Origin of the sequence: Sphingomonas arabinosi (genome assembly GCF_036663715.1) — a bacterium.
Taxonomy (GTDB): Bacteria; Pseudomonadota; Alphaproteobacteria; order Sphingomonadales; family Sphingomonadaceae; genus Sphingomonas.
Genome location: NZ_JAXOJN010000002.1, coordinates 501,087 through 522,025, shown reverse-complemented (window position 1 = coordinate 522,025; position 20,939 = coordinate 501,087). Strand labels below are relative to the sequence as shown.

The 20,939-nt window shown below is 64.3% G+C and carries 14 protein-coding genes; 8 read left to right on the top strand and 6 right to left on the bottom strand.

What is annotated here, in order from left to right:
• Positions 1-207: 207 nt before the first annotated feature.
• Positions 208-2,520 carry a S9 family peptidase gene (locus U1708_RS05235; RefSeq protein WP_332743415.1) on the top strand — a complete coding sequence of 771 codons (2,313 nt, stop codon included), beginning with the start codon at positions 208-210 and terminating at the stop codon, positions 2,518-2,520.
• A 259-nt stretch (positions 2,521-2,779) separates the two neighbouring features.
• Here U1708_RS05235 and U1708_RS05230 read toward each other — a convergent pair whose 3' ends face one another.
• Positions 2,780-3,682 carry a hypothetical protein gene (locus U1708_RS05230; protein WP_332743413.1) on the bottom strand — a complete coding sequence of 301 codons (903 nt, stop codon included), beginning with the start codon at positions 3,680-3,682 and terminating at the stop codon, positions 2,780-2,782.
• A gap of 244 nt (positions 3,683-3,926) precedes the next feature.
• On the opposite strand from U1708_RS05230, the gene U1708_RS05225 reads away from it, so the two are divergent.
• From U1708_RS05225 to U1708_RS05210, 4 genes are all read left to right on the top strand, one after another.
• A complete protein-coding gene (locus U1708_RS05225; protein WP_332743411.1) occupies positions 3,927-4,601 on the top strand; it encodes a hypothetical protein in 675 nt (224 codons plus the stop codon).
• A 524-nt stretch (positions 4,602-5,125) separates the two neighbouring features.
• Entirely contained in the window at positions 5,126-6,151 is a 1,026-nt protein-coding gene (locus U1708_RS05220) for an aspartate-semialdehyde dehydrogenase (protein WP_307085559.1), read from the top strand.
• Positions 6,152-6,327: 176 nt separating this feature from the next.
• Positions 6,328-7,089, top strand: a complete 762-nt coding sequence (locus U1708_RS05215; protein ID WP_332743407.1) for an alpha/beta fold hydrolase — start codon at positions 6,328-6,330, stop codon at positions 7,087-7,089.
• 176 nt (positions 7,090-7,265) lie between these two features.
• On the top strand, positions 7,266-9,101 hold the full coding sequence (locus U1708_RS05210) for a M2 family metallopeptidase (protein ID WP_332743405.1): 1,836 nt from the start codon (positions 7,266-7,268) through the stop codon (positions 9,099-9,101).
• A 294-nt stretch (positions 9,102-9,395) separates the two neighbouring features.
• Here the strand turns inward: U1708_RS05210 and U1708_RS05205 are convergent, their stop codons facing one another.
• From U1708_RS05205 to U1708_RS05195, 3 genes are all read right to left on the bottom strand, one after another.
• Entirely contained in the window at positions 9,396-9,887 is a 492-nt protein-coding gene (locus tag U1708_RS05205; RefSeq protein WP_332743403.1) for a hypothetical protein, read from the bottom strand.
• Between the two features lie 75 nt (positions 9,888-9,962).
• Positions 9,963-11,399, bottom strand: a complete 1,437-nt coding sequence (locus tag U1708_RS05200) for an AMP nucleosidase (RefSeq protein ID WP_332743401.1) — start codon at positions 11,397-11,399, stop codon at positions 9,963-9,965.
• A 237-nt stretch (positions 11,400-11,636) separates the two neighbouring features.
• Entirely contained in the window at positions 11,637-12,116 is a 480-nt protein-coding gene (locus U1708_RS05195; protein WP_307085549.1) for a peroxiredoxin, read from the bottom strand.
• 109 nt (positions 12,117-12,225) lie between these two features.
• On the opposite strand from U1708_RS05195, the gene U1708_RS05190 reads away from it, so the two are divergent.
• Both U1708_RS05190 and ahcY read left to right on the top strand, forming a co-directional pair.
• Positions 12,226-12,786 carry a YqgE/AlgH family protein gene (locus tag U1708_RS05190; protein WP_307085547.1) on the top strand — a complete coding sequence of 187 codons (561 nt, stop codon included), beginning with the start codon at positions 12,226-12,228 and terminating at the stop codon, positions 12,784-12,786.
• Between the two features lie 295 nt (positions 12,787-13,081).
• Positions 13,082-14,515, top strand: coding sequence for an adenosylhomocysteinase (ahcY, locus tag U1708_RS05185; RefSeq protein WP_332743399.1), 1,434 nt, complete (start codon positions 13,082-13,084; stop codon positions 14,513-14,515).
• Between the two features lie 77 nt (positions 14,516-14,592).
• Here the strand turns inward: ahcY and U1708_RS05180 are convergent, their stop codons facing one another.
• Positions 14,593-14,997, bottom strand: coding sequence for a hypothetical protein (locus U1708_RS05180; RefSeq protein ID WP_332743397.1), 405 nt, complete (start codon positions 14,995-14,997; stop codon positions 14,593-14,595).
• 126 nt (positions 14,998-15,123) lie between these two features.
• On the bottom strand, positions 15,124-18,141 hold the full coding sequence (locus tag U1708_RS05175) for a TonB-dependent receptor plug domain-containing protein (protein ID WP_332743395.1): 3,018 nt from the start codon (positions 18,139-18,141) through the stop codon (positions 15,124-15,126).
• 314 nt (positions 18,142-18,455) lie between these two features.
• Here U1708_RS05175 and U1708_RS05170 point away from each other — a divergent pair, with 314 nt between their 5' ends.
• Positions 18,456-20,831, top strand: coding sequence for a PAS domain-containing sensor histidine kinase (locus U1708_RS05170; RefSeq protein WP_332743393.1), 2,376 nt, complete (start codon positions 18,456-18,458; stop codon positions 20,829-20,831).
• Positions 20,832-20,939: the final 108 nt, after the last annotated feature.

Genomic DNA, 20,939 nt, shown 5'->3' with positions numbered 1-20,939 from the left:
ATGCTGCACCACGGAAAGCCCAATCCGCGACGATGTTGTGCGCTCCATAAACGGAGGTCGTAAATACGAAGTGTACGCCGCGTTCATTATGCCGCGTTCGATGGATGCGCCCTTTACGCCGACCCGCGGCGTCGCGATAACGCGCGACCGAACATTTTCGGGTCTGCCGGGCGGTATCCGGCGGGATGATCCCACGGAGACTACAGGATGCGCACATGGTTGCTCGGGCTTGCACTTGCTTCGGTCGGAACCGCCGCGATGGCCGCTGATCAGGTGACGCCACCGGCAGCGCCCGCCGCGCCCGCCCCTGCGCCCATCCGGCCGGTCGAGGCGGCGATGCCCGGCGACCTGACGATGGCGCGCGTGTTCGGCAACCCGGACCTGTCGGGATCGCAGCCCCGCGCGGTGCGGCTGTCGCCGGACGGCACACTGTTGACGAGCCTGCGCAACCGCGCCGACGAGAAGGAGCGCTTCGACCTCTGGGCGGTCGATACCGCGACGGGCCAGGCGCGGATGCTGGTCGATTCGAAGACCGTCGGCAGCGGCGCCGAACTGACCGAGGCCGAGAAGATGCAGCGCGAGCGGGCGCGGATCGGCGGACAGAAGGGCATCGTCGCGTATGACTGGGCGCCCGACGGCAAGTCGATCCTCGTGCCGCTCGACGGCGACCTGTATCTCGCCGGTCTCGACGGCAAGGTCACGCGGCTGACCAACACGCCCGGCGGCGAGCTGAACCCGGTGGTCAGCCCCAAGGGCAGCTTCGTCTCGTTCGTCCGCGACCAGAACGTGTTCGTCCAACCGCTGAGCGGTGGTGCCGCGCGGGCCGTCACGACCGGTGGCGGCGGCACGGTCCACTTCGGCGAGGCGGAGTTCGTCGCGCAGGAGGAAATGGATCGCCGTACCGGCTATTGGTGGTCGCCCGACGAGCGCTACGTCGCGGTCGAGCGGTTCGACGAAGCACCGGTCCACACCGCCACGCGTGCCTCGATCGGCGCTACGGGCACCAAGGTCTACGAACAGCGCTACCCCGCCGCCGGGACGCCGAACGTGCTGGTCGACCTGTATATCATGAAGCCCGACGGCTCGGGCCAGGTGAAGGTCGATCTCGGCACCAACCCCGACATCTATCTCGCCCGCGTCGACTGGACGCCCGATGGCCGGATGCTGCTGGTACAGCGCCAGAGCCGCGACCAGAAGCTGCTGGAGATGCTCCGCGTCGATCCGGCGACGGGCAAGTCGACGATCCTGTTCACCGAAAAGTCGGGCGTGAAGAGCTGGCTCAACCTGTCCGACGCGTATCACGTGCTGAAAGACGGGAGCCTGATCTGGCGCTCGGAGCGGAGCGGGTACGGCCAGCTCTACCGGTTCGCGGCGGGCAAGTGGACGCAGCTGACCAAGGGCGACTGGGTCGTCACCGATCTGGTCGGGGTGGACGAGACCAAGGGCCGGTTGTTCTTCCTCGGCAACAAGGATGACGTGCTCGAGCAGCAGCTCTATTCGGTCGACGTCGCCAAGCCGAACGCGATCACCAAGCTGACCGAAGCGGGCTGGTGGAACAGCGCGACGAGGGATGCGGCGGCGAGCCGGTTCATCATCTCGCGCTCGAACCCGAAGCAGCCGACGCAGGTGTATCTGGCGGACGCGACCGGCAAGCGGATCTCGTGGATCAACGAGAATGCGGTGGTCGAGGGGCATCCGTATTACCCGTATCTCGCCAGCCATCAGGAAACCAAGTTCGGGACGCTGAAGGCGAAGAACGGCATGACGCTCCATTACGAGATGATCACGCCGCCGCTTGAGCCGGGCAAGAAATACCCGGTGTTCTTCGAACATTACGGCGGACCCGGCACCGGTCAACAGGTCACGCGCGGCTGGCAGGGTGCGCTGCCGCAGTATCTCGTCGATCGCGGCTGGATCTATTTCAAGATCGACAATCGTGGCTCGTATAATCGCGGCAAGGCGTTCGAGGACCAGATCTATCACGCGATGGGTACGGTCGAGGTCGAGGATCAGCTTTCGGGTGCGAACTATCTAAAGTCGCTGCCATTCGTCGAGCCGAGCAAGATTGCGACCTATGGCTGGTCGTATGGTGGCTATATGTCGTTGAAGATGCTGGAGAAGACGCCGGGCGTGTACGCCGCCGCCGTATCGGGTGCGCCGGTCACCGACTGGCAGCTGTACGACACGCATTATACCGAGCGCTATCTCGGCGATCCGGCGAAGGACCCGGCGAGCTATTCGACGTCGGCCGCGGTCGAGGAAGCGAACACAATCGTCGATCCGTTGCTGCTGATCCACGGCATGGCGGACGACAACGTGTTCCTCGACAATTCGACCAAGGTCGCCGCGCGGATGCAGGCGACCGCGACGCCGTTCGAGATGATGTTCTACCCAGGCTATACGCACCGCGTGTCGGGGCCGGGGATCAGCGAGCATGTCTGGGGGACGATCCTGAACTTTCTCGACCGGACGGTGAAGGATAAGCCGGTGGCTGAGGTTGCTGCGGTTCCGGTGAAGTAACCGCGGGTGCGGTTCGTCGAGACGGTCGGTATCCGACCGTCTCGCGAAGAGCTCGCGAACTGCGGCTGAAAACGCCCACTTCTCGCCATTCGCTCGGTCTTCTGCGCTTCCCGATAGCGGTCAGTCGTTCAGGTCCGAATTACCAGCGGCAGCGTCTCGTCGCAGAAAGTTACCAACTTCTGCTCCCCCCAAACCATCGATGTCGAGGGCTTAGCGATCGCCGATCGTTGCGTCGGAAGCGCGCCGCCGCCGCTCTACTCTAGAAGCGGCGAGGTTCGTGCCCGATGGCGTCGCAAGTGCCACGAAAGCCATAATTGCTCATGCCTTGGACCGTGATGCGACCGCTACGCCGATCGATCACAATCTTTGGCTTATTCAAACCGTTCAGGCGATAGCTAGCCCGGATCGTATCCGGGCTTACGGACACGTCGTACAAGTCCCACCATCCCTGATCTCCACGAGAATTGATCGGCGGGATCAGCGATTTGGGCAGTCGTATACGTCCACCACCGGCCCAAGTCTGCACCGTGAGCGAGGCGTCGAAGACCTCTTTTCTGGTTTCGGTGTAGTTGCCAGACTCGTATCGATCACGATCACGGTTCCAATTCCACGTGGTACCGCTGGCGAAACCGGTCTTCGATCCGTCTCCAAAACAAACGAGACCTAGCTCCACGTTTCTTCCATCAACGACCGGGCCTACCGACGGATAGCCGGCTTGTCCGCTACCGGCACCCGTTGGCGCGCGTCCATATGCAGGATCCGGTTCATAGTCAGGGCGCGGCCGTGACGCAGGCTGACGACCGTAGTTGGGGTCAGGACGAAGGTTCGCGGGTTTTCGGCAGTCGGGCGCCGTGGTCGGTTGAATGGAATTGTAGCGGCCTTCCATCGTGGCGATGCTGACGCACTGGCGCCGGTCGGCGTTCCACCAATAGGTATAGGCGCGATCGTCACCTTGCTCCCCGCGGATGTTAACATAGCCGCGCCGTTGCAGTTCCATTTCGCCCTGACCGGCACGGGCACCAACCATGTCTTCAAGCCCGGTAGATTGCGCCTGGGCAACCGCCGGAAGTGCGGATCCTAAGAGAAATATAGCCGTAATCTTCAACAGGCCTGCTGGACAACGCATCGCGACTCTCCTGTTCGAGCGGAATAACCTCTTCATTACTATAGCGAGTTTATAAATTAGGAACGATGGCGTCCATAGCCGTCGACAGCCTTCAGGCTCTGGTCACCACCGGGAATTGGGTAAATCAAGATCGTCCGTCCGGCCAAAGTGGCGCACGGCCGGCGATGGTTTGCAGCACACCCTGCCGCGTCCGTTACATTCTATCTTTACCAACCATTAAGGCCTGACTTTGAAGGAAGCGAGCCGTTGCGATCGAAGTTGGAATCGAACATGATGCAGCATGGATTTCATGAAGTGGCTCAGTTCGCTCGACGAACTCCTCTACGAGGTCATGAGCTGGCTAATCTTCTTCCCGTTGACGCTATGGCGTGCGGTCTTCCAACCCATCGCCGTGATGGAGCAGGTCGAACGAGAAGCGGCACTTCCGGATGATCAGCAATATGCTGCCCTAGTTCGGCCGCCGCTTTTCCTAGCACTGGCGTTGCTGCTAGCGCATACAGTCAGCGCAGCACTTGGGCAGACCGACGAAATCATCGCTAACACCCATGGGCTTGCCGGACTTGTAAACGATAATACGACGGCGCTGGCCTTCCGGGCTGTAATATTTGCGGCATTTCCTCTCTTTCTTGCCGCTCGAATTGTGCGTTGCCGCGGGGCCAAATTAGACCGCAGCTCCCTGCGACAGCCCTTCTACGTGCAATGTTATCCTGCCGCGGTGTTTGCCCTCGGGATAAGCCTCAGCGCCGTCCTGATTGATGATAAAAATAGCGAGCTGACGCCTACGATTGGCCACTGGTTGATGGGTCTTAGCACTTTGAACTACTGGCTCGTGGTGACCGGTAGGTTCGCGAAGGTGCTCGGAACTGGCTATCTGCGTGCCACCGGTAACGTGGCTATCGGAATGTTTGAGGGCGCATTATTTCTCGTTGGCGTTGGTTTCCTGTTCACAAGATAGTCTTGCACTGTGCGGCGAATTATCAGGCGACGTTCCCGGAGTAGATAGCCCACGCCTGCGTGCAGGCGGCAAGCGGCTTGTTACCGCGGACGGCCAACCGAAGGCCGCCAGTCCGCTTTCCTCCCAAACCAGACATCAACTCGACCAAGGATCGCGAAGAGCTACTGACGATGTGAGTAGCAGATGGTCCGACCACTACGAGCTCCACCCCGGCGGAGGCCGGGGCCCAATTGGGGGACGGTGGTAACAGAGCGCAGTTCTTTGTTACTGCGACCTTTCCAATTGGGCCCCGGCCTTCGCCGGGGTGGTGCTACTACTGGTGGGGCGTGCGAAAGATTGTTCCCCCGCGAAGGCGGGGGTCCAGTCTGGGCCCCCGCCTTCGCGGGGGAACAAGGGGGCGGGCCGTAAGGTGGCGCATAATCGCGGCACCCCAAACCCCCGCTATCCGCGCAACAAGTCGAAAGCCGTTGGACCTGCCCGCGCAACGTCGGTACTGCGCGGCCAAGTCCAATCGGAGTTATGACATGGGTTATCGGGTGGTGGTCGCAGGGGCGACCGGCAATGTCGGGCGCGAGATGCTCAATATCCTGGCGGAGCGCGAGTTTCCGGCGGACGAGATCGCCTGCGTCGCGTCGTCGCGCAGCCAGGGGTTGATGGTCGACTACGGCGACACCGGCAAGCAGATCAAATGCCAGAACATCGAGCATTTCGACTGGAACGGCTGGGACATGGCGCTGTTCGCGATCGGCTCCGAGGGCACCGCCGTCTACGCGCCGATCGCCGCCGCTGCCGGCTGCGTCGTGATCGACAATTCGTCGCTCTACCGCATGGACCCCGACGTGCCGCTGATCGTGCCCGAGGTGAACCCCGAGGCGATCGACGGCTACAAGGTCCGCAACATCATCGCCAACCCGAACTGCTCGACCGCGCAGATGGTCGTCGCGCTGAAGCCGCTGCACGACGCGGCGAAGATCCTGCGCGTGGTCGTCTCGACCTATCAGTCGGTGTCCGGCGCGGGCAAGGCGGGGATGGACGAGCTGTTCGAGCAGAGCCGCAACATCTTCGTCGGCGATCCGGCCGAGCCCAAGAAGTTCACCAAGCAGATCGCCTTCAACGTGATCCCGCACATCGACAGCTTCCTCGACGACGGCTCGACCAAGGAAGAGTGGAAGATGGTCGTCGAGACCAAGAAGATCCTCGACAAGAAGATCAAGGTCACCGCGACCTGCGTCCGCGTGCCGGTGTTCGTCGGCCATTCGGAAGCGATCAACATCGAGTTCGAGAACGAGATCTCGGCCGAGGAGGCGCAGAACATCCTCCGCGAGGCGCCCGGCATCATGCTGGTCGATAAGCGCGAGGACGGCGGCTACATCACGCCGATCGAGTGCGTCGGCGACTTCGCGACGTACATCAGCCGCGTGCGCGAGGATCCGACCGTCGAGAACGGCCTGAACCTGTGGTGCGTCAGCGACAACCTCCGCAAGGGTGCTGCGCTGAACGCGGTCCAGATCGCCGAACTGCTCGGGCGGCGGCATCTGCAGAAGGCCTGATCCGCGCGACCGGGACGGACTGAACGACATTGCCGTGCCGCCATCACGACATGGCGGCGCGGCTTTTTCTTGGGGCGTAACACCGCGCGCCCGGTTTGCGGTTCGCACGCCCGCGGGTTGACACTCCGGACCCGGGGACCGAATTGGCGGCACCCCCAGCACGACAGGACGAGACCGTGGCCAGCACCCCGAGCGATACCCAGTTTTTCGAGAGCTTCGACGGCACGCGGCTGGCATGGCACGAGGTCGGCGAAGGTCGGGCCGTCGTGCTGATCCACGGCTATTTCTCCGACGCGAAGACCAACTGGATCCGCTACGGTCACGCCGCGAAGATCGCCGCGAAGGGCTTCCGGGTCATCATGCCCGACCTGCGCGCGCACGGCGACAGCGGAAAGCCGCATGGCCTCGAGGCGTATCCCGCGGATGCGCTGACGCAGGATGGTCACGCGCTGGTCGCTCATCTCGGACTGACGGACTATGACCTGGGCGGCTATTCGCTCGGGGCGCGGACGACGTCGCGGATGCTGGCGACGGGGGCGACGCCGCGGCGCGTGATATTCTCGGGGATGGGGCTGGAGGGGCTGACGCACACGTCGCGGCGTGCCGGGCATTTCCGGAACATCCTGACCAAGCTCGGGCAGCATGCGCAGGGCACGCCCGAGTGGCTCGCGGAGGCATTCCTGAAGACCACCGGCGGCGATCCGGTCGCGTTGCTCGGGATCCTCGAGACGTTCGTCGATACGCCGCTGGAGTCCGTGAAGGCGATCCAGCAGCCGACTTTGGTGGTGTGTGGAGGAGAAGACCAGGATAACGGCTCGGCACCCGATCTGGCTGCGATCCTGCCGCATGGCGAGTATGTCGAGACGCCGGGCGGGCATATGAGTGCGGTGGTGAAGCCGGAGCTTGGCCAGGCGATCGCGGATTTCCTCGCGCGCTGAGAGGTTTTCGCGACCTCACCCAACCCCTTCCGTCATGCTGACGAAAGTCAGGACCCAGGGTAACAGGCGTCGTCCTATGTGGCTCTGGGTCCTGACTTTCGTCAGGATGACGGGGGGCGTGGGTTGACCTCGCCATGCTCCATCCGCAATCACTGCCCCATACAAAGGGGATAATGATGGTTCGGTTCAGCGTTTCGATGTTTGCTCTGGCCGGCGCGCTGTGCGCCGTGCCGTCCGTTGCCGGCGCGCAAGTTGCGGCAACTACGACCGGCAAGCCGACCGTCGCGCAGGCGGATGCGTTCGTCGCCGAGGCCGAGAAGGTGATGGCCGCCGCGTCGCTCGACGCGAACCGCGTGGCGTGGGTCAACGCGACCTACATCACCGACGATACCGATGCGCTGGCGGCGAAGTCGGGCGCGGAAATGACCGATCTCGGGGTGAAGTATGCGCTCGGCGCGGCACGGTTCGCGTCGCTGCCGGGGCTGTCGTTCGATACGAAGCGCAAGCTCGACCTGCTGCGCGGCGGGCTGACGCTGCCGGCGCCGACGCGCGCGGGCGCGTCCGAGGAACTGTCGACGCTGACCACGAAGATGTCGTCCTCCTACGGCAAGGGCATGGGGACTCTCGACGGCAAGCCGATCAACGGCTCGGATATCGAGGCGGCGATGGGGGACAGTCGCGATCCGGCGAAGCTTCAGGAGATGTGGACGAGCTGGAACGACAAGGTCGGTGCGCCGATGCGCGGCGACTATGCCAAGATGACCGCGATCTCGAACGAGGGCGCGCGCGAGCTTGGCTATAAGGACGTCGGCGCGTTGTGGCGTTCGGGCTACGACATGACGCCCGAGCAGTTCGCGGCGCTGACCGACAAGATCTGGAAAGAGGTCGAGCCGCTCTACATGGCGCTGCACACCTACACGCGGTGGAAGCTCAACGAGAAATACGGCGACGCGGTGCAGGCCAAGACCGGGCCGATCCGCAGCGACCTGCTCGGCAATATGTGGGCGCAGGAATGGGGCAACATCTACGACATCGTCGCACCCAAGGGCGCGGGCGATCTCGGTTTCGACACCGGTGAGTTGCTCAAGGCTAAGGGCTATGATCCCCTGAAGATGGTGAAGCAGGGCGAGGGCTTCTATTCGTCGCTCGGCTTCGCGCCGTTGCCGGAGACGTTCTGGAAGCGGTCGCAGATCACCAAGCCTGCGGACCGCGACGTTATCTGCCACGCGTCGGCATGGGATCTCGACGCCAAGGACGATATCCGCATCAAGATGTGCACGAAGGTGAACGCCGACGACTTCGTCACGATCCACCACGAGCTCGGCCACAATTACTATCAGCGCGCGTACAAGGCGCAGCCGTTCCTCTATGCGAACGGCGCGAACGACGGTTTCCACGAGGCGATCGGCGATACCGTCGCGCTGTCGATCACGCCGGATTATCTGGTGAAGATCGGGCTGCTCGACCAGGCTAGGGTGCCGAGCGCGGACAAGGACATCGGGCTGCTTTTGCGTCAGGCGATGGACAAGGTCGCGTTCTTGCCGTTCGGGCTCCTGATCGACAAATGGCGCTGGGGCGTGTTCTCGGGCGAGATCCCGGCGACCGGCTATCAGGCGGCATGGGACCGGTTGCGGCTCCAGTATCAGGGCATCAAGCCGCCGGTGGCACGCGACGAGACCAAGTTCGATGCGGGTGCGAAATACCACATCCCGGCGGCAGTGCCGTACACGCGCTACTTCCTGGCGCGGGTGTTGCAGTTCCAGTTCTACAAGGCGGCGTGCGACCAGTCCGGCTGGAAGGGACCGCTGCACCGGTGTTCGTTCTACGACAACAAGACGGTAGGGACGAAGCTGAACGCGATGCTGAGCATGGGGCAGTCCAAGCCCTGGCCGGATGCGTTGCAGGTGTTCACCGGCAGCCGCGAGATGTCGGGCGCGGCACTGGTGGAGTATTTCGCGCCGTTGAAGGCTTGGCTGGACGTGCAGAACAAGGGGAAGCCGACTGGGTGGTGAGGGGGGGACGTTGGCTAAGCGCCAGCGGACTTTTGCCCGCTAACTTCTAGTTCCCCCGCGGAGGCGGGGGCCCAGGGTTACGAACGCACCATTCGGTTTTAGCTGGGCCCCCGCATCCGCGGGGGAACGGGAAATGTGCTGGGATCGCGCAAAAAATTGCACCACCCCGGCGAAGGCCGGGGGCCAATTGGAACGTCCTGGGTAACGAAGCGCATCGCGCAGTTAGCGGCGTTTCCCAATTGGGCCCCGGCCTTCGCCGGGGTGGTATCCTTCATGTGTAGACTTGCTCGGCGTCTACTCCGGAACCGTCCCCGGATCGGCAATGCCAGCCTCGAACGACTTCGACGAATCCGCCCCGTCCGCCTGATGCGCATGCTTGCCCTCGGGCTTGGGCGACGCCGGAACCTTGGGCGTGCTTCCCCGCAAGGTAAGCAACGCGCCGACCGCCGCTCCGGCAACCGCGACACCGCTGAAGATCGCCGCCGCACCCCATTTGCCGCGCGTCTTTTCCGGCACCTTGGCAACCACGAGCGGCGCGACCGTCTTTCGGACAGGCGCGGGGCGTGGGGTGCTGCGCTTGGTCGAGCGCGGCTTGGGCGCCGGTTTGGCAGCGGCCTTCGTCGGTGCGGCAGTTTCGGACTTGTCCGCGACCGGCACCGGTTTGGCCGCGATCGGCTTCGTGGGCGACGCAGCCGGAGCGGCCTTCGGCGCACTCGTCTTGCGCGGTGCGCGGCGGCGGGTGACGGGCTTCTTTGCTTCCGTATCGGGCGTGTCGGTGTCGGCCACGGTTATCTTCCCTCAGCAATGATTCCGGAAGCGTAACGCATTCCCGCGCGATCCGCTCCGGTTTTTAGCGGCCCCTTATCGGAAGGGAGGCTCGTCGAACGCACGCAGCTTGCGGCTGTGGAGCTTGGCACCTTCCAGGCGAAGCTGTTCGCAGGTCTCGATCCCGATCCGCAGGTGCTCGCTGATCGCGCGCTCGTAGAAGCGGTTGGCCTGACCCGGCAGCTTCAGCTCGCCGTGCAGCGGCTTGTCCGAAACGCAAAGCAACGTCCCATAGGGTACGCGGAACCGATACCCCTGCGCGGCGATCGTCGCGGATTCCATGTCGATCCCGACCGCGCGCGACAGCGAGAAGCGGAGCGCCGACTTTGAATAGCGCAGTTCCCAATTGCGGTCGTCGGTCGTGACGATCGTGCCGGTGCGGAGGCGACGCTTGAGTTCCTCGCCCGACTGGCCCGAGACGATCTCGGCGGCCTTGGCCATCGCGACCTGGACCTCGGCGATCGCGGGGACTGGAATCTCGGGCGGCAGGACGTCGTCGAGAACGTGGTCGTCGCGCAGATAGGCGTGGGCCAGAACATAGTCGCCGATACGCTGGCTCGGCCGTAGCCCGCCGCAATGGCCGATCATCAACCATGCTTCGGGACGCAGCACCGCGAGGTGGTCGCAGATCGTCTTCGCGTTTGACGGACCGACGCCGATGTTGACGAGTGTGATCCCGGTGCGGTCGTCCGCCATCAGGTGATAGGCAGGCATCTGGTGCCGCCGCCACGCGCTGTCTGAGATGATCTTGTCGATGTCGTCCCCAGACGAGATCGTGATCCCGCCCGCGCCCGACAGGCTGGTAAAGCGCGACCCTTCGCCAAGCTGCGTGCCAGCCCAGCGGACGAACTCGTCGACGTAACGGTGGTAGTTGGTGAACAGCACGAAGCGCTGCGCGTGCTCGGCCGGCGTGCCCATGTAGTGGCGCAGGCGAGCGAGACTGAAATCGGTGCGCAGCCCGTCGAACAGCGCGAGCGGGCGCGTCTCGTCCTGCGCGATCCAGAGGCCGTCGGCGATCTCGTCGCCGATATGCGCGAGTTCGGTCGCGGGGAAATGGCGCGACAATTCGGTCGCGGACACCTCGTCGAGGCTCAGCGCGTGGCCGGGTTCGATCACGTACGGGAACGGGATTTCCTGGCGGCCTTCGGCCGCTTCGACGGTGACGTCGTAATCCTCGATCAGCAGGGTCAGCTGCTCGGTCAGATATTCGGCGAAGATCGCGGGCTTGGTGACGCTGATCTTGTACTCGCCGGGGGTGACCATGCGGCCGAACGAGCGCAACGGCGTGGGGCGATCGACGCCGCCCTTATAGGTGAGCCGGATCTCGGGATAGGCGAACGAGCCGTCGGTGCGGCTGGCAGGATCGGGTGTCGTGCCGTCAGCGATATACGCGCTCATCGCGGCTTGGAGGCGCTCGACGGAGGCGCGGTAGAGGCGGTCGAGTTCGGCGACGAGGTCGGATGCGATTGTCATCGCGCAGTGTTACGCGGGCGAGGTTACGGTGGCAAGACCACGCCCGCGTTGGGCGCGACCGTGCGGAAATCGTCATTCCCCTCCCTGGAAGGAGGGGTTAGGGGTGGGTAGCTCTCGGGGGAACGCTAGCATCCGCCCCAAGCCGACCCACCCCCGGCCCCTCCCTTTCAGGGAGGGGGGAAGAGCGGGCCCTTCCCTTTCAGGGAGGGGGGAAGATAGCTCACTCCCTCGGAATGATCAGATCTCGCTAAGCAGATGCTCGGCCGAGCTCACCTTGAACTCGCCCGGAGCCTCGACGTTCAGCTGCTCCACCACGCCGTCATTGACGATCATCGAATAGCGCTGGCTACGGATGCCCATGCCGTATCCCGATCCGTCCATCGTCAGCCCGATCGCCTTGGCGAAATCGCCATTGCCGTCCGCAAGCAACGTGATGTCGCCCGCACCCGCCGACTTGCCCCACGCGCCCATCACGAACGCGTCGTTGACCGAGACGCACGCAACCTCGTCGACGCCCTTGGCCTTCAGCTCGGCTTCCTTCTCGACGAAGCCGGGGAGGTGCTTAGCCGAGCAGGTCGGCGTGAACGCGCCGGGGACCGCGAACAGCGCGACCTTGCGGCCCTTGAAAAAGCTGTCGGTGTCGACCTGATCGGGGCCATCCGCGGTGGCCTTGACGAGATTGGTGGTGGGAAGGCGGTCGCCGACGCTGATCGTCATCTGAAATCTCCTGTCGCCGCGAGCTGGTCTCGGGCGAGCCGTACCTTGGACGCGGCCACGGGTATTTCAAGCGTGGCGGGCCCCCCCGTGCGTCGCTATGGTGCAATGCATGGACAAGACGCCCTTTCTTTCCGGACAATTCCTGCTCGCGATGCCGGGGATGAGCGACCCGCGGTTCGCGCGCGCGGTGATCGCGATCTGCAGCCATGACGAGAGCGGGGCGATCGGCATCGGCCTGGGCGCGACGATCGACGGGCTCGGCTTCCACGATCTGCTCGAACAGTTCGGGATCCAGCCCGGCGATGCGCCCAACGCACCGGTGCATTTCGGTGGGCCGGTCGAGCCGCGGCGCGGGTTCGTGGTGCATTCGTCCGACTGGGGCGGGCAGGATTCGGTGGACGTCGCCGGCCGGTGGAAGCTGTCGAGCACGGTCGACGTGCTGCGCGCGATCGCCGAGGGTAAGGGGCCGTCGCAGTGGGTCGTGGCGCTTGGCTATGCCGGTTGGGACGGCGGGCAGCTGGAGGGCGAGCTGTCGCGGCCGGGGTGGTTCAACGTGGCCGGGGATGCCGAACTTTTGTTCGATACCGCGGCGGAGGATCGCTGGACGATGGCGTTCGCACAGGCTGGCGTGGATCCACGGTTGCTGGTTGCGGAGACGGGTAGGGCCTGACTTCTGCTCCCAGCGACAAAGACCCGACCTGACTTCCCCCCTCCCTGGAAGGGAGGGGCCGGGGTAGGGTCGGCCGGTTGGCTGGCTCTGCGCGCGCCTCGAACCGACCCACCCCCAACCCCTCCCTTCCAGGGAGGGGAGACGAAGAAGGGCAGTGCAGCTAACGCCGAGGGCATCTCTGGGCATCATATAAAGATATCTTTATATTTGATCCGAGCCCCTCGATCCGCTAAGGCGCAGCCCATCCGGCACGGGCATGAGGCTCGCCGATCACAGAATTTCCAGGAGACCCATAGTGGCCACCACCCTCGCCCCCGCGCAGTCTGACAATGCGACCGATTACGTCGTCGCCAACATCAGCCTCGCCGATTTCGGCCGCGCCGAGATCAACATCGCCGAGACCGAGATGCCCGGCCTGATGTCGTTGCGCACCGAATTCGGCGCGTCGCAGCCGCTGAAGGGCGCACGGATCACCGGTTCGCTGCACATGACGATCCAGACCGCAGTGCTGATCGAGACGCTGACCGCGCTTGGCGCCGACGTCCGCTGGGCGACGTGCAACATCTTCTCGACGCAGGACCATGCCGCCGCCGCGATCGCCGCGACCGGCGTGCCGGTGTTCGCGATCAAGGGCGAGAGCCTCGCGGATTACTGGAACTATGTCGGCGACATCTTCTCGTGGGATCGCGACGTAGAGGGCCAGACCGCCAACATCATCCTCGATGACGGCGGCGACGCGACGATGTTCGCACTCTGGGGCGCCAAGCTCGAAGCCGGCCACACGATGCCCGAGCCCGAGAACGAGGAAGAGGTCGAGATGCAGCGTGCGCTGAAAGCGTACGTCGCGAAGAACCCGGGCTACCTGACCGAGACCGTCAAGAACCTGAAGGGCGTCTCGGAAGAGACCACCACCGGCGTCCACCGCCTGTACGAGATCGCCAAGAAGGGCGAGCTGCCGTTCCCGGCGATCAACGTCAACGACTCGGTCACCAAGTCGAAGTTCGACAACCTCTACGGCTGCAAGGAATCGCTGGTCGACGCGATCCGTCGCGCGACCGACGTCATGCTCGCCGGCAAGGTCGCCTGCGTCGCCGGTTTCGGTGACGTCGGCAAGGGCTCGGCCCAGTCGCTCCGCAACGGCGGCGCGCGCGTGATGGTCACCGAAGTCGATCCGATCTGCGCGCTGCAGGCGGCGATGGAGGGCTTCGAGGTCGTGACGATGGAAGAGGCCGTGACGCGCGCGGACATCTTCTGCACCGCGACCGGCAACGCCGACGTCATCACCGCCGATCACATGAAGGCGATGAAGCCGATGTCGATCGTCTGCAACATCGGCCACTTCGACTCGGAGATTCAGATCGCCGCGCTGTCGAACTACGACTGGACCGAAGTGAAGCCCGGCACCGACCTGGTGAAGTTCCCGGACGGCAAGCAGATCATCATCCTGGCGAAGGGTCGCCTGGTGAACCTGGGTTGCGCCACCGGCCACCCGTCGTTCGTGATGTCGGCCAGCTTCACCAACCAGACGCTCGCGCAAATCGAGCTCTGGACCAAGGGCGAGAACTACAAGAACGAAGTCTACGTCCTGCCGAAGCACCTCGACGAGAAGGTCGCGATGCTCCACCTCGAGAAGCTCGGCGTGAAGCTGTCGAAGCTTTCGGACAAGCAGGCCGGCTACATCGGCGTCCCGGTCGAAGGCCCGTTCAAGCCGGACCACTACCGCTACTGATCTTTAGGATTACGTAGGGTTTTCGAAAGCCGCGTCCGCCATTAGGCGGGCGCGGCTTTTTCGTTATGGAGCCGTTGTTACGGGACTACGCGAAAGCGGAAGCGGTACGAATTCGACGCGTTGCCACCGCCATTGCCATCGCGCACCTCACCCAGCAAGACGCTAGCGGTTCCGCTCGATGGCGCGCGCAGTCTGATCAAGGCGACCTGCGGTAAGCCGGGCGCTCCGACCGAACGATCGGGATCGTCGATCGTCGTGATGGGGGCCGCGAGCGTCACCCGCTTCGCCGACAATATCTGCCACCGATAGTTTGAGCCGATAGAATACGGCAACGCGATCCGGATCTCGGACTCAGGCTTGACGGAAACCAGTCGGCCTACGTCCTTCACTCGCAAAAGTTCGGTGTTGCCTTCGGCCGGTTGAGCGGTTGGAACACCCGAAGCCGCCAGCACCATCGTCGCCAATCCCGATACCCAATTCATCTGCATTGCTCCCTTGGCAGAGATCGTCAGTCTCGATTGAACGAGACAGAGTTACTTACCTTTGGCCCAATAAAAAAGGGGGAGCCGTTTCCGGCTCCCCCTTTTCGGTTCGATCGTACAGGTCGCTTAGAACGACATGCGAACGCCCGCATAATAGCGGCGACCGAGCGGATCATAGACGCCCGTATCGGTATCCTGGCCCGCAGAACCACCGATATCGGCGATGAACGGCGGCTTGTTGTTCAGCAGGTTCGACCCGCCCACATAGAACTCGAAGCCGTCGCTGGTCCGGAAGCGGACCTGCGAGTCGAGGTAGAATTGCGGGCGGACGCGGTACTGGAGATCGCTGCCCGGACGGACGCCGGTCAACTGATCGTCGAGACTCGACTGGCTCAGCCACGTTCCGGTCATCGTGAAGCCGATGCCCGAGATGTCGTAGCCCGATGTGATGCTGAACTTGTCGCGCGGCGCACCGATCTCACCCGCGAAATAATCACGCGCAGAGTCGGGCAACGGTACGTTGTAGCCGCTGATCAGGTGCGTGTAGGCGCCATGCAGCGTCAGATCACCGCCCAAACCGAGCGACGACAGGTTCGAGCGCCAGTCGACCGCGACGTCGATACCCGATGTCTTTGCGCCGCCGCTGTTGCTGGGCGAAGTGTTGACCTCGTCGAGCGAACCGGCGCTGTTGGGGCCCAGGGCGCCCGGACGGCGGACGACCAGGTCGCAATATTGCTGGATCGCCGAATTGTAGCATTGGTTCAGGATGAACTGGAGCGGAGTCGTGACAATCGCATCGTCGATCTTGATGTTGAAGTAATCGACGCTGAGGACGAGGTTACGCAGTCCCGCAACCGATCGTGGGTTGATGACCACGCCAGCGGTGAACGAATTGCCCTTCTCTTCCCGCAGCGTCGGGTTGCCGCCACCGAAGCTGGTGATACCTTGAAGATCAGCCTGATTGACCGCGAACGCGCCGTTGGTTGCGATATTCGCTGCGACCCCAGTCGCACCGCGGCACTGCGTGCCGAGAGTTCCCGCCGTCGTCGCGGTGACGCCTCGGCATGGATCCTGCAAACCGGACGGGAAATCCTGCTGGGCAGGCTGGAACAACTCGTTGACGTTCGGCGCACGTACCGAACGTGCCTGCATCACCCGGAAGCGGACGTCCTGGATTGGTGCCCACTCGCCGCCATAGTTATAGCTGACCGTGGTGCCGACGGTCGAATAGTTCGACACGCGGACCGCGCCGCGAACCGACAGCGAATGGAAGAACGGACGATCCTGGAGCAGCGGCACGATCGTCTCGGCAAAGCCTTCGATCAGGTCGAAACTGCCGCTCGTCGACGGCAGCGCGTTGTTGCCGTTAAGGCCCTGCTGGGTGAGCAGATCGAAGGTGTTGCTGCTGCTCTCACGGCGATATTCGGTACCGACACTGAAGCCGACCGGGTCCGCCCCGAACAGCGAGAACAGCTTGCCCGACACGTTCGCACCAGCGACCGTCTGCGTGATCTTGGAACGCAGCGAAGTCGGCACCGCGAGGTAGTCGGCTGCGGGGGCGAGCGCGTTGATGCCGTAGATGTTCGCGGGGACACAGCCGGCCGCGCGTGCTGCGGGGTCGGCGCAGACGATCTGGCCCGTCGCTGGATCGCGGTACGAGTTCAGTGCCTGTGTGAACTTGGTGCTGTCATACTGCCCGTTACCGGTCTGGTTCTCGATAGTCTGACCGTAGATGCCATAGACTTCGTAATTGAAGCGATCTTCCAGGAACTTGCCGTTAACGCCCCCAGCGAAGCGGAACATGTCACGCGTCGCGCTGCTGGTGCGTGGGCCGAAATCCGTTAAGCGACGATCAAAACTGATGTCTTTCAGACCGTCATTGTTCGTATCGGTGGAAGCGTTGAAGATCAAATCGGGAACATATGGGTTCCGATACGTTACGCCACCCACGACAGTCTGAAGAGCGACTTGGCCGCCGTTTGGAATGTCGACCAGATCAGACTGAAGCGGGAATGCCTCGATATTGGTGCGCGCCTTGGTCTTCGCGTAATTGCCTTCGATGAAGACGTTGGCGGCTGGCGAGAACTCGTAGTTCGCGCGGCCGGCGGCCAGATAGCGCTCGACAGGCACGGCAAGGTAACGCGAATCGGAGCGGTTGAAACCACCACAGCTTACCGTGGTGCAGTTGCGGAGCGTGTTGTCCGTGCCGTAGCTGAAGGTCTGCCGTGTCGCACCCTCGCCAGCGAAAAAGCGACCGCCCGGGATAAAGCCGGACAACAGGACTTCGGGATCGTTCGGCGTCAGCGTCGCGCTGGTGCGGTCGATCGCGCTCGAACCGGCCTCGGTCGAGCGGTCCTTCTTCAGGACGGTGCCCTGCTTCGAATAGCCGCCGAACAGCATGATGTTGCCGCGACCATCGGCAAAGTTCTTGCCGGCGAGCAGGTTGATCTGGCGGTCGGAACCATCGCCATATTGCGAGATGCCCTGCTGCGCATCGATGTTCAGCCCGTCGAACTTGGTCTTGTAGACGAAGTTCACGACGCCTGCGACGGCATCCGAACCGTACACGGCCGATGCACCGCCGGTAAGGATGTCCGTGCGCTCGAGGAACTGCGCCGGGATCACGTTGAGATCGACTGCGCTGCTACCGGGAACACCCGAGACGAAGCGACGGCCGTTGACGAGGACGAGCGTACGATCCTCACCCAGGTTGCGCAGGTTGACGGTGGCAACGCCGGCCGACTGAGTCGCAAAGCTGGAGTTGGTACGGCTGATGCCCGGCGCGCCGAACGTCGGGTTCTGCAACAGCACGTCCTGGACGTTGACCGCGCCGGACTGGCGGATCAGGTCCGCGCTGATCGACTGCAACGGGGAAGCAGCAGTGGCCGATGGCGAGGAAATGCGCGAACCGGTGACGACGATATCGCCCGCGGGTTCGTCACCCTGTGCGGAGGCGCTGCCGGTCGCCTGCGCGGCGGGATCGGCTGCCGACTGTGCAGTTGCTTGATCGACGGGAGGCTGCGATGCCATTGGGTCGGTGGCGGGAGCTTCGGTCGGTGCGACCTGGGCAACGGCGGGTGCGGCTAGGGCAACGGCACCCACAAACAATGTCGTGGCGAGCAAACGGCGGCGATATGTCTGCATTCTGGGGAGTCCTGGCTTGGGATGCGAGCGAAACGACAAAGGGGCTGTCGTTCGTGGATGCGACGCTGCCTAGGGCTGGGACATGGCTTCTGCCATTGTCTTGCGGCAAGCCGCGAACGATTCTTGCGTGGTGTTTCTTCCTTGCAACAGTCTGGCAAGGTTGGAGACATTTGGCGGTGTCCGTCCGACTGCGGCGCGCGCAGGGGCATCGCGCGGCGAAAATGCGGTCGGCATTTGCCATCTGCCTTTCCGATCGGCATCGAGGTGCCTAGACGGGTAGCGATGATCTCGCTCCGTATCCCCTCCGCTTTACGATGATCACGGTTAGCCTTGGAACGGCGGTGCTGGCGGGCGTGCTTTTGCTAGCGCTGGTCGCAGCGGGCGGCGTTCTCATTTTCGTAGGGCTGCACGCACGATCCGCCGCCGCGGACGTGATGGAGGCACGCGCGCAGTTGCAGGCCATCCTCGACGGGTCGCCGGCGATCGTCACGGTAATCCGGTCCGGTGGGCGGATCGAGATGTCTCAGCGGATGGCGGATTGGCTCGGGCTGGACGCGCCGCCTCGGTCGATCGCGGAGCTTGCCACCGGGGGCACTGCGCTGTCGGCGGACGATGCGGCGCGGTTGATTGCCGACGTTGCCGCGGCGCAGCGGGCGGGGCGGGCGTTCGTCCGGTCGGTGCGGTTGCAGGGCTCGACGCGGGCGATCACGTTTCGCGGCGCGCGGGCGCCGGGCGAGATGGGCGCAACCGGGGCGGTGCTGCTCTGGGCGTTCGATGCGACCGACAGCGAGGCGGAGATCGCCCGGCTCGGGGCCGAGACCGCACGGCTCGGCGAGGCGTATGAGTCGCTGACCGGCCTGATCGAGGCGGCGCCGATGCCGATGTGGTACCGCGCTACCGACCTCCGATTGGCGATGGTCAATTCGGCGTATGTCGATGCGGTCGAGGGGCGCGATGCCGCCGATGTCGTCGCGCGTGGGCTGGAGCTGGTCGAAGGGTCCGGGCGTGGCGGGCCGCTCGCCGGCGCGGCGGTCGCGCGCGAGCAGGGGCGGCCGCACCAGCAGGTCCTGCCCGCGACCATCGACGGCGCACGGCGATCCTTGCAGATCTACGACGTACCATTGCCGAGCGGCGGCGTGGCCGGGTTCGCGATCGACATCGAGGAGCTGGAGCAGGCACGGTCGGGTGCCAAGCGGTTCGCCGAAGCGCAACGCGCGATGCTCGATCGCTTGTCGGCGGGCGTGGCGCAGTTCGGCGGCGATCGCTCGCTCGTGTTCTGCAACCAGCCGTTCCGCCGGATGTTCGCGATGCGCAGCGAATGGCTCGCCGACCGCCCCGAGTTCGACCGCGTGCTAGAACGGATGCGCGAGGCGAACCGACTGCCCGAGGTCCGCGATTTCCCGAGCTGGAAGGCGGAGCGCCGCGACTGGTTCATGCAGACCGGCTCGGCGCAAGGCGGCGCGGCCGGTGGGGGCGCGATGGAGGAGAACTGGCACCTCCGCGGCGGCACACACCTTCGCGTCGTCGCGCAGCCTTTGCCCGACGGAGGCCTGCTGCTGATCTTCGAGGATCGCACCGAGCAGGTGCAGCTCGCGAGCGCGCGCGACACGCTCCTGCGCGTTCGGACCGCGACGTTCGACAATCTGTTCGAGGCGCTCGGCGTGTTCGCGGCGGACGGCCGGTTGCAGCTTTGGAACAACCGGTTCCGCGCGCTCTGGGGTCTGGATGAGGAGTTCCTGGCCTCGCATCCGCGCGTCGATGCGTTTGCCGAAGCGGCGGGGGACAAGCTCGCGACCCCCGGCAGGTCCGTGCTGATCCCCGATCTCGTCCGCTCGGCAACGATCGGACGGCAACAGCGCGGCGGGCGCGTGGCGTTCGCGGACGGGCGGCATTTCGAGTTTGCCGGCGTGCCGCTGCCCGATGGAAATGCGCTGTTCACGATGCTCGACATCACCGACAGTCGGCGCGCGGAGCAGGCGTTGCGGGATCGCGCGGATGCGCTGGAGGCGACCGACAAGGTGAAGACAGCGTTCGTCGCGAACATGAGTTACGAACTGCGCACGCCGCTGACGTCGATCAGCGGGTTCGCGGAGATGCTGCATGGCGGCTATGCCGGCGCGTTGACGCCGCAGGCCGAGGGCTATGTAGGGGCGATCCTCGAGTCTGTCGAGCGGCTGGGGCTGCTGGTCGACGACGTGCTCGACCTGACGCGGGCGGAGAGCGACCGTGCGGAAACGGATCGCAGCGATGTCGATCTCGCGACCACGGTCCGCGCGGCGGCGGAGACGATCCTGCCGTCGGCCAAGCGTCGGAAGCTCGACTTCGCGGTCGAGGTCGGGCGCTCGACCGGGCGGGTGAACGGCAATCCGAAGCGTCTGAAGGAGGTCGTCGAGCATCTGTTGCGCCATGCGGTCGCCGCGACGCCGGACGGCGGGCGCGTGCTGCTGCATACCGACGGCAACGCGACATCTGCGCGGATCGTGGTGTCGGACGACGGGGTCGGGATGGACGCGGACGCGGTCGCGCACGCGTTCGACCGGTTCGCGGAGTCCAAGCCCATGGGGGATCGGGCGTTGGGATTGGGGTTGCCGTTGGCGAAACAGTTCGTGGAGGCGCACGGCGGAACGATCGAGCTGCTCTCGGAGCCGGGCGAGGGCACGCTGATCACTGTAGAGTTGCCGCGGCGATGAAAGCGGGGCCACTACTCCCTCTCCCCTTCGGGGAAAGGGTCAAGGTGAGGGGCTGCCAAGCAGTGCGGTGCCTGGAACAGCCCCTCACCCAACCCTCTCCCCGAGGGG

What these genes read in the sequence shown, in the direction of transcription:
- U1708_RS05220 (WP_307085559.1), top strand. Translation starts at nt 5,126, where the DNA reads ATGGGTTATCGGGTGGTGGTCGCAGGGGCGACCGGCAATGTCGGGCGC.
- U1708_RS05190 (WP_307085547.1), top strand. Translation starts at nt 12,226, where the DNA reads ATGGACAAGACGCCCTTTCTTTCCGGACAATTCCTGCTCGCGATGCCG.
- U1708_RS05175 (WP_332743395.1), bottom strand. Translation starts at nt 18,141, where the DNA reads ATGCAGACATATCGCCGCCGTTTGCTCGCCACGACATTGTTTGTGGGT.
- U1708_RS05210 (WP_332743405.1), top strand. Translation starts at nt 7,266, where the DNA reads ATGGTTCGGTTCAGCGTTTCGATGTTTGCTCTGGCCGGCGCGCTGTGC.
- U1708_RS05170 (WP_332743393.1), top strand. Translation starts at nt 18,456, where the DNA reads ATGATCACGGTTAGCCTTGGAACGGCGGTGCTGGCGGGCGTGCTTTTG.
- U1708_RS05230 (WP_332743413.1), bottom strand. Translation starts at nt 3,682, where the DNA reads ATGAAGAGGTTATTCCGCTCGAACAGGAGAGTCGCGATGCGTTGTCCA.
- U1708_RS05195 (WP_307085549.1), bottom strand. Translation starts at nt 12,116, where the DNA reads ATGACGATCAGCGTCGGCGACCGCCTTCCCACCACCAATCTCGTCAAG.
- U1708_RS05225 (WP_332743411.1), top strand. Translation starts at nt 3,927, where the DNA reads ATGGATTTCATGAAGTGGCTCAGTTCGCTCGACGAACTCCTCTACGAG.
- U1708_RS05180 (WP_332743397.1), bottom strand. Translation starts at nt 14,997, where the DNA reads ATGAATTGGGTATCGGGATTGGCGACGATGGTGCTGGCGGCTTCGGGT.
- U1708_RS05200 (WP_332743401.1), bottom strand. Translation starts at nt 11,399, where the DNA reads ATGACAATCGCATCCGACCTCGTCGCCGAACTCGACCGCCTCTACCGC.
- U1708_RS05235 (WP_332743415.1), top strand. Translation starts at nt 208, where the DNA reads ATGCGCACATGGTTGCTCGGGCTTGCACTTGCTTCGGTCGGAACCGCC.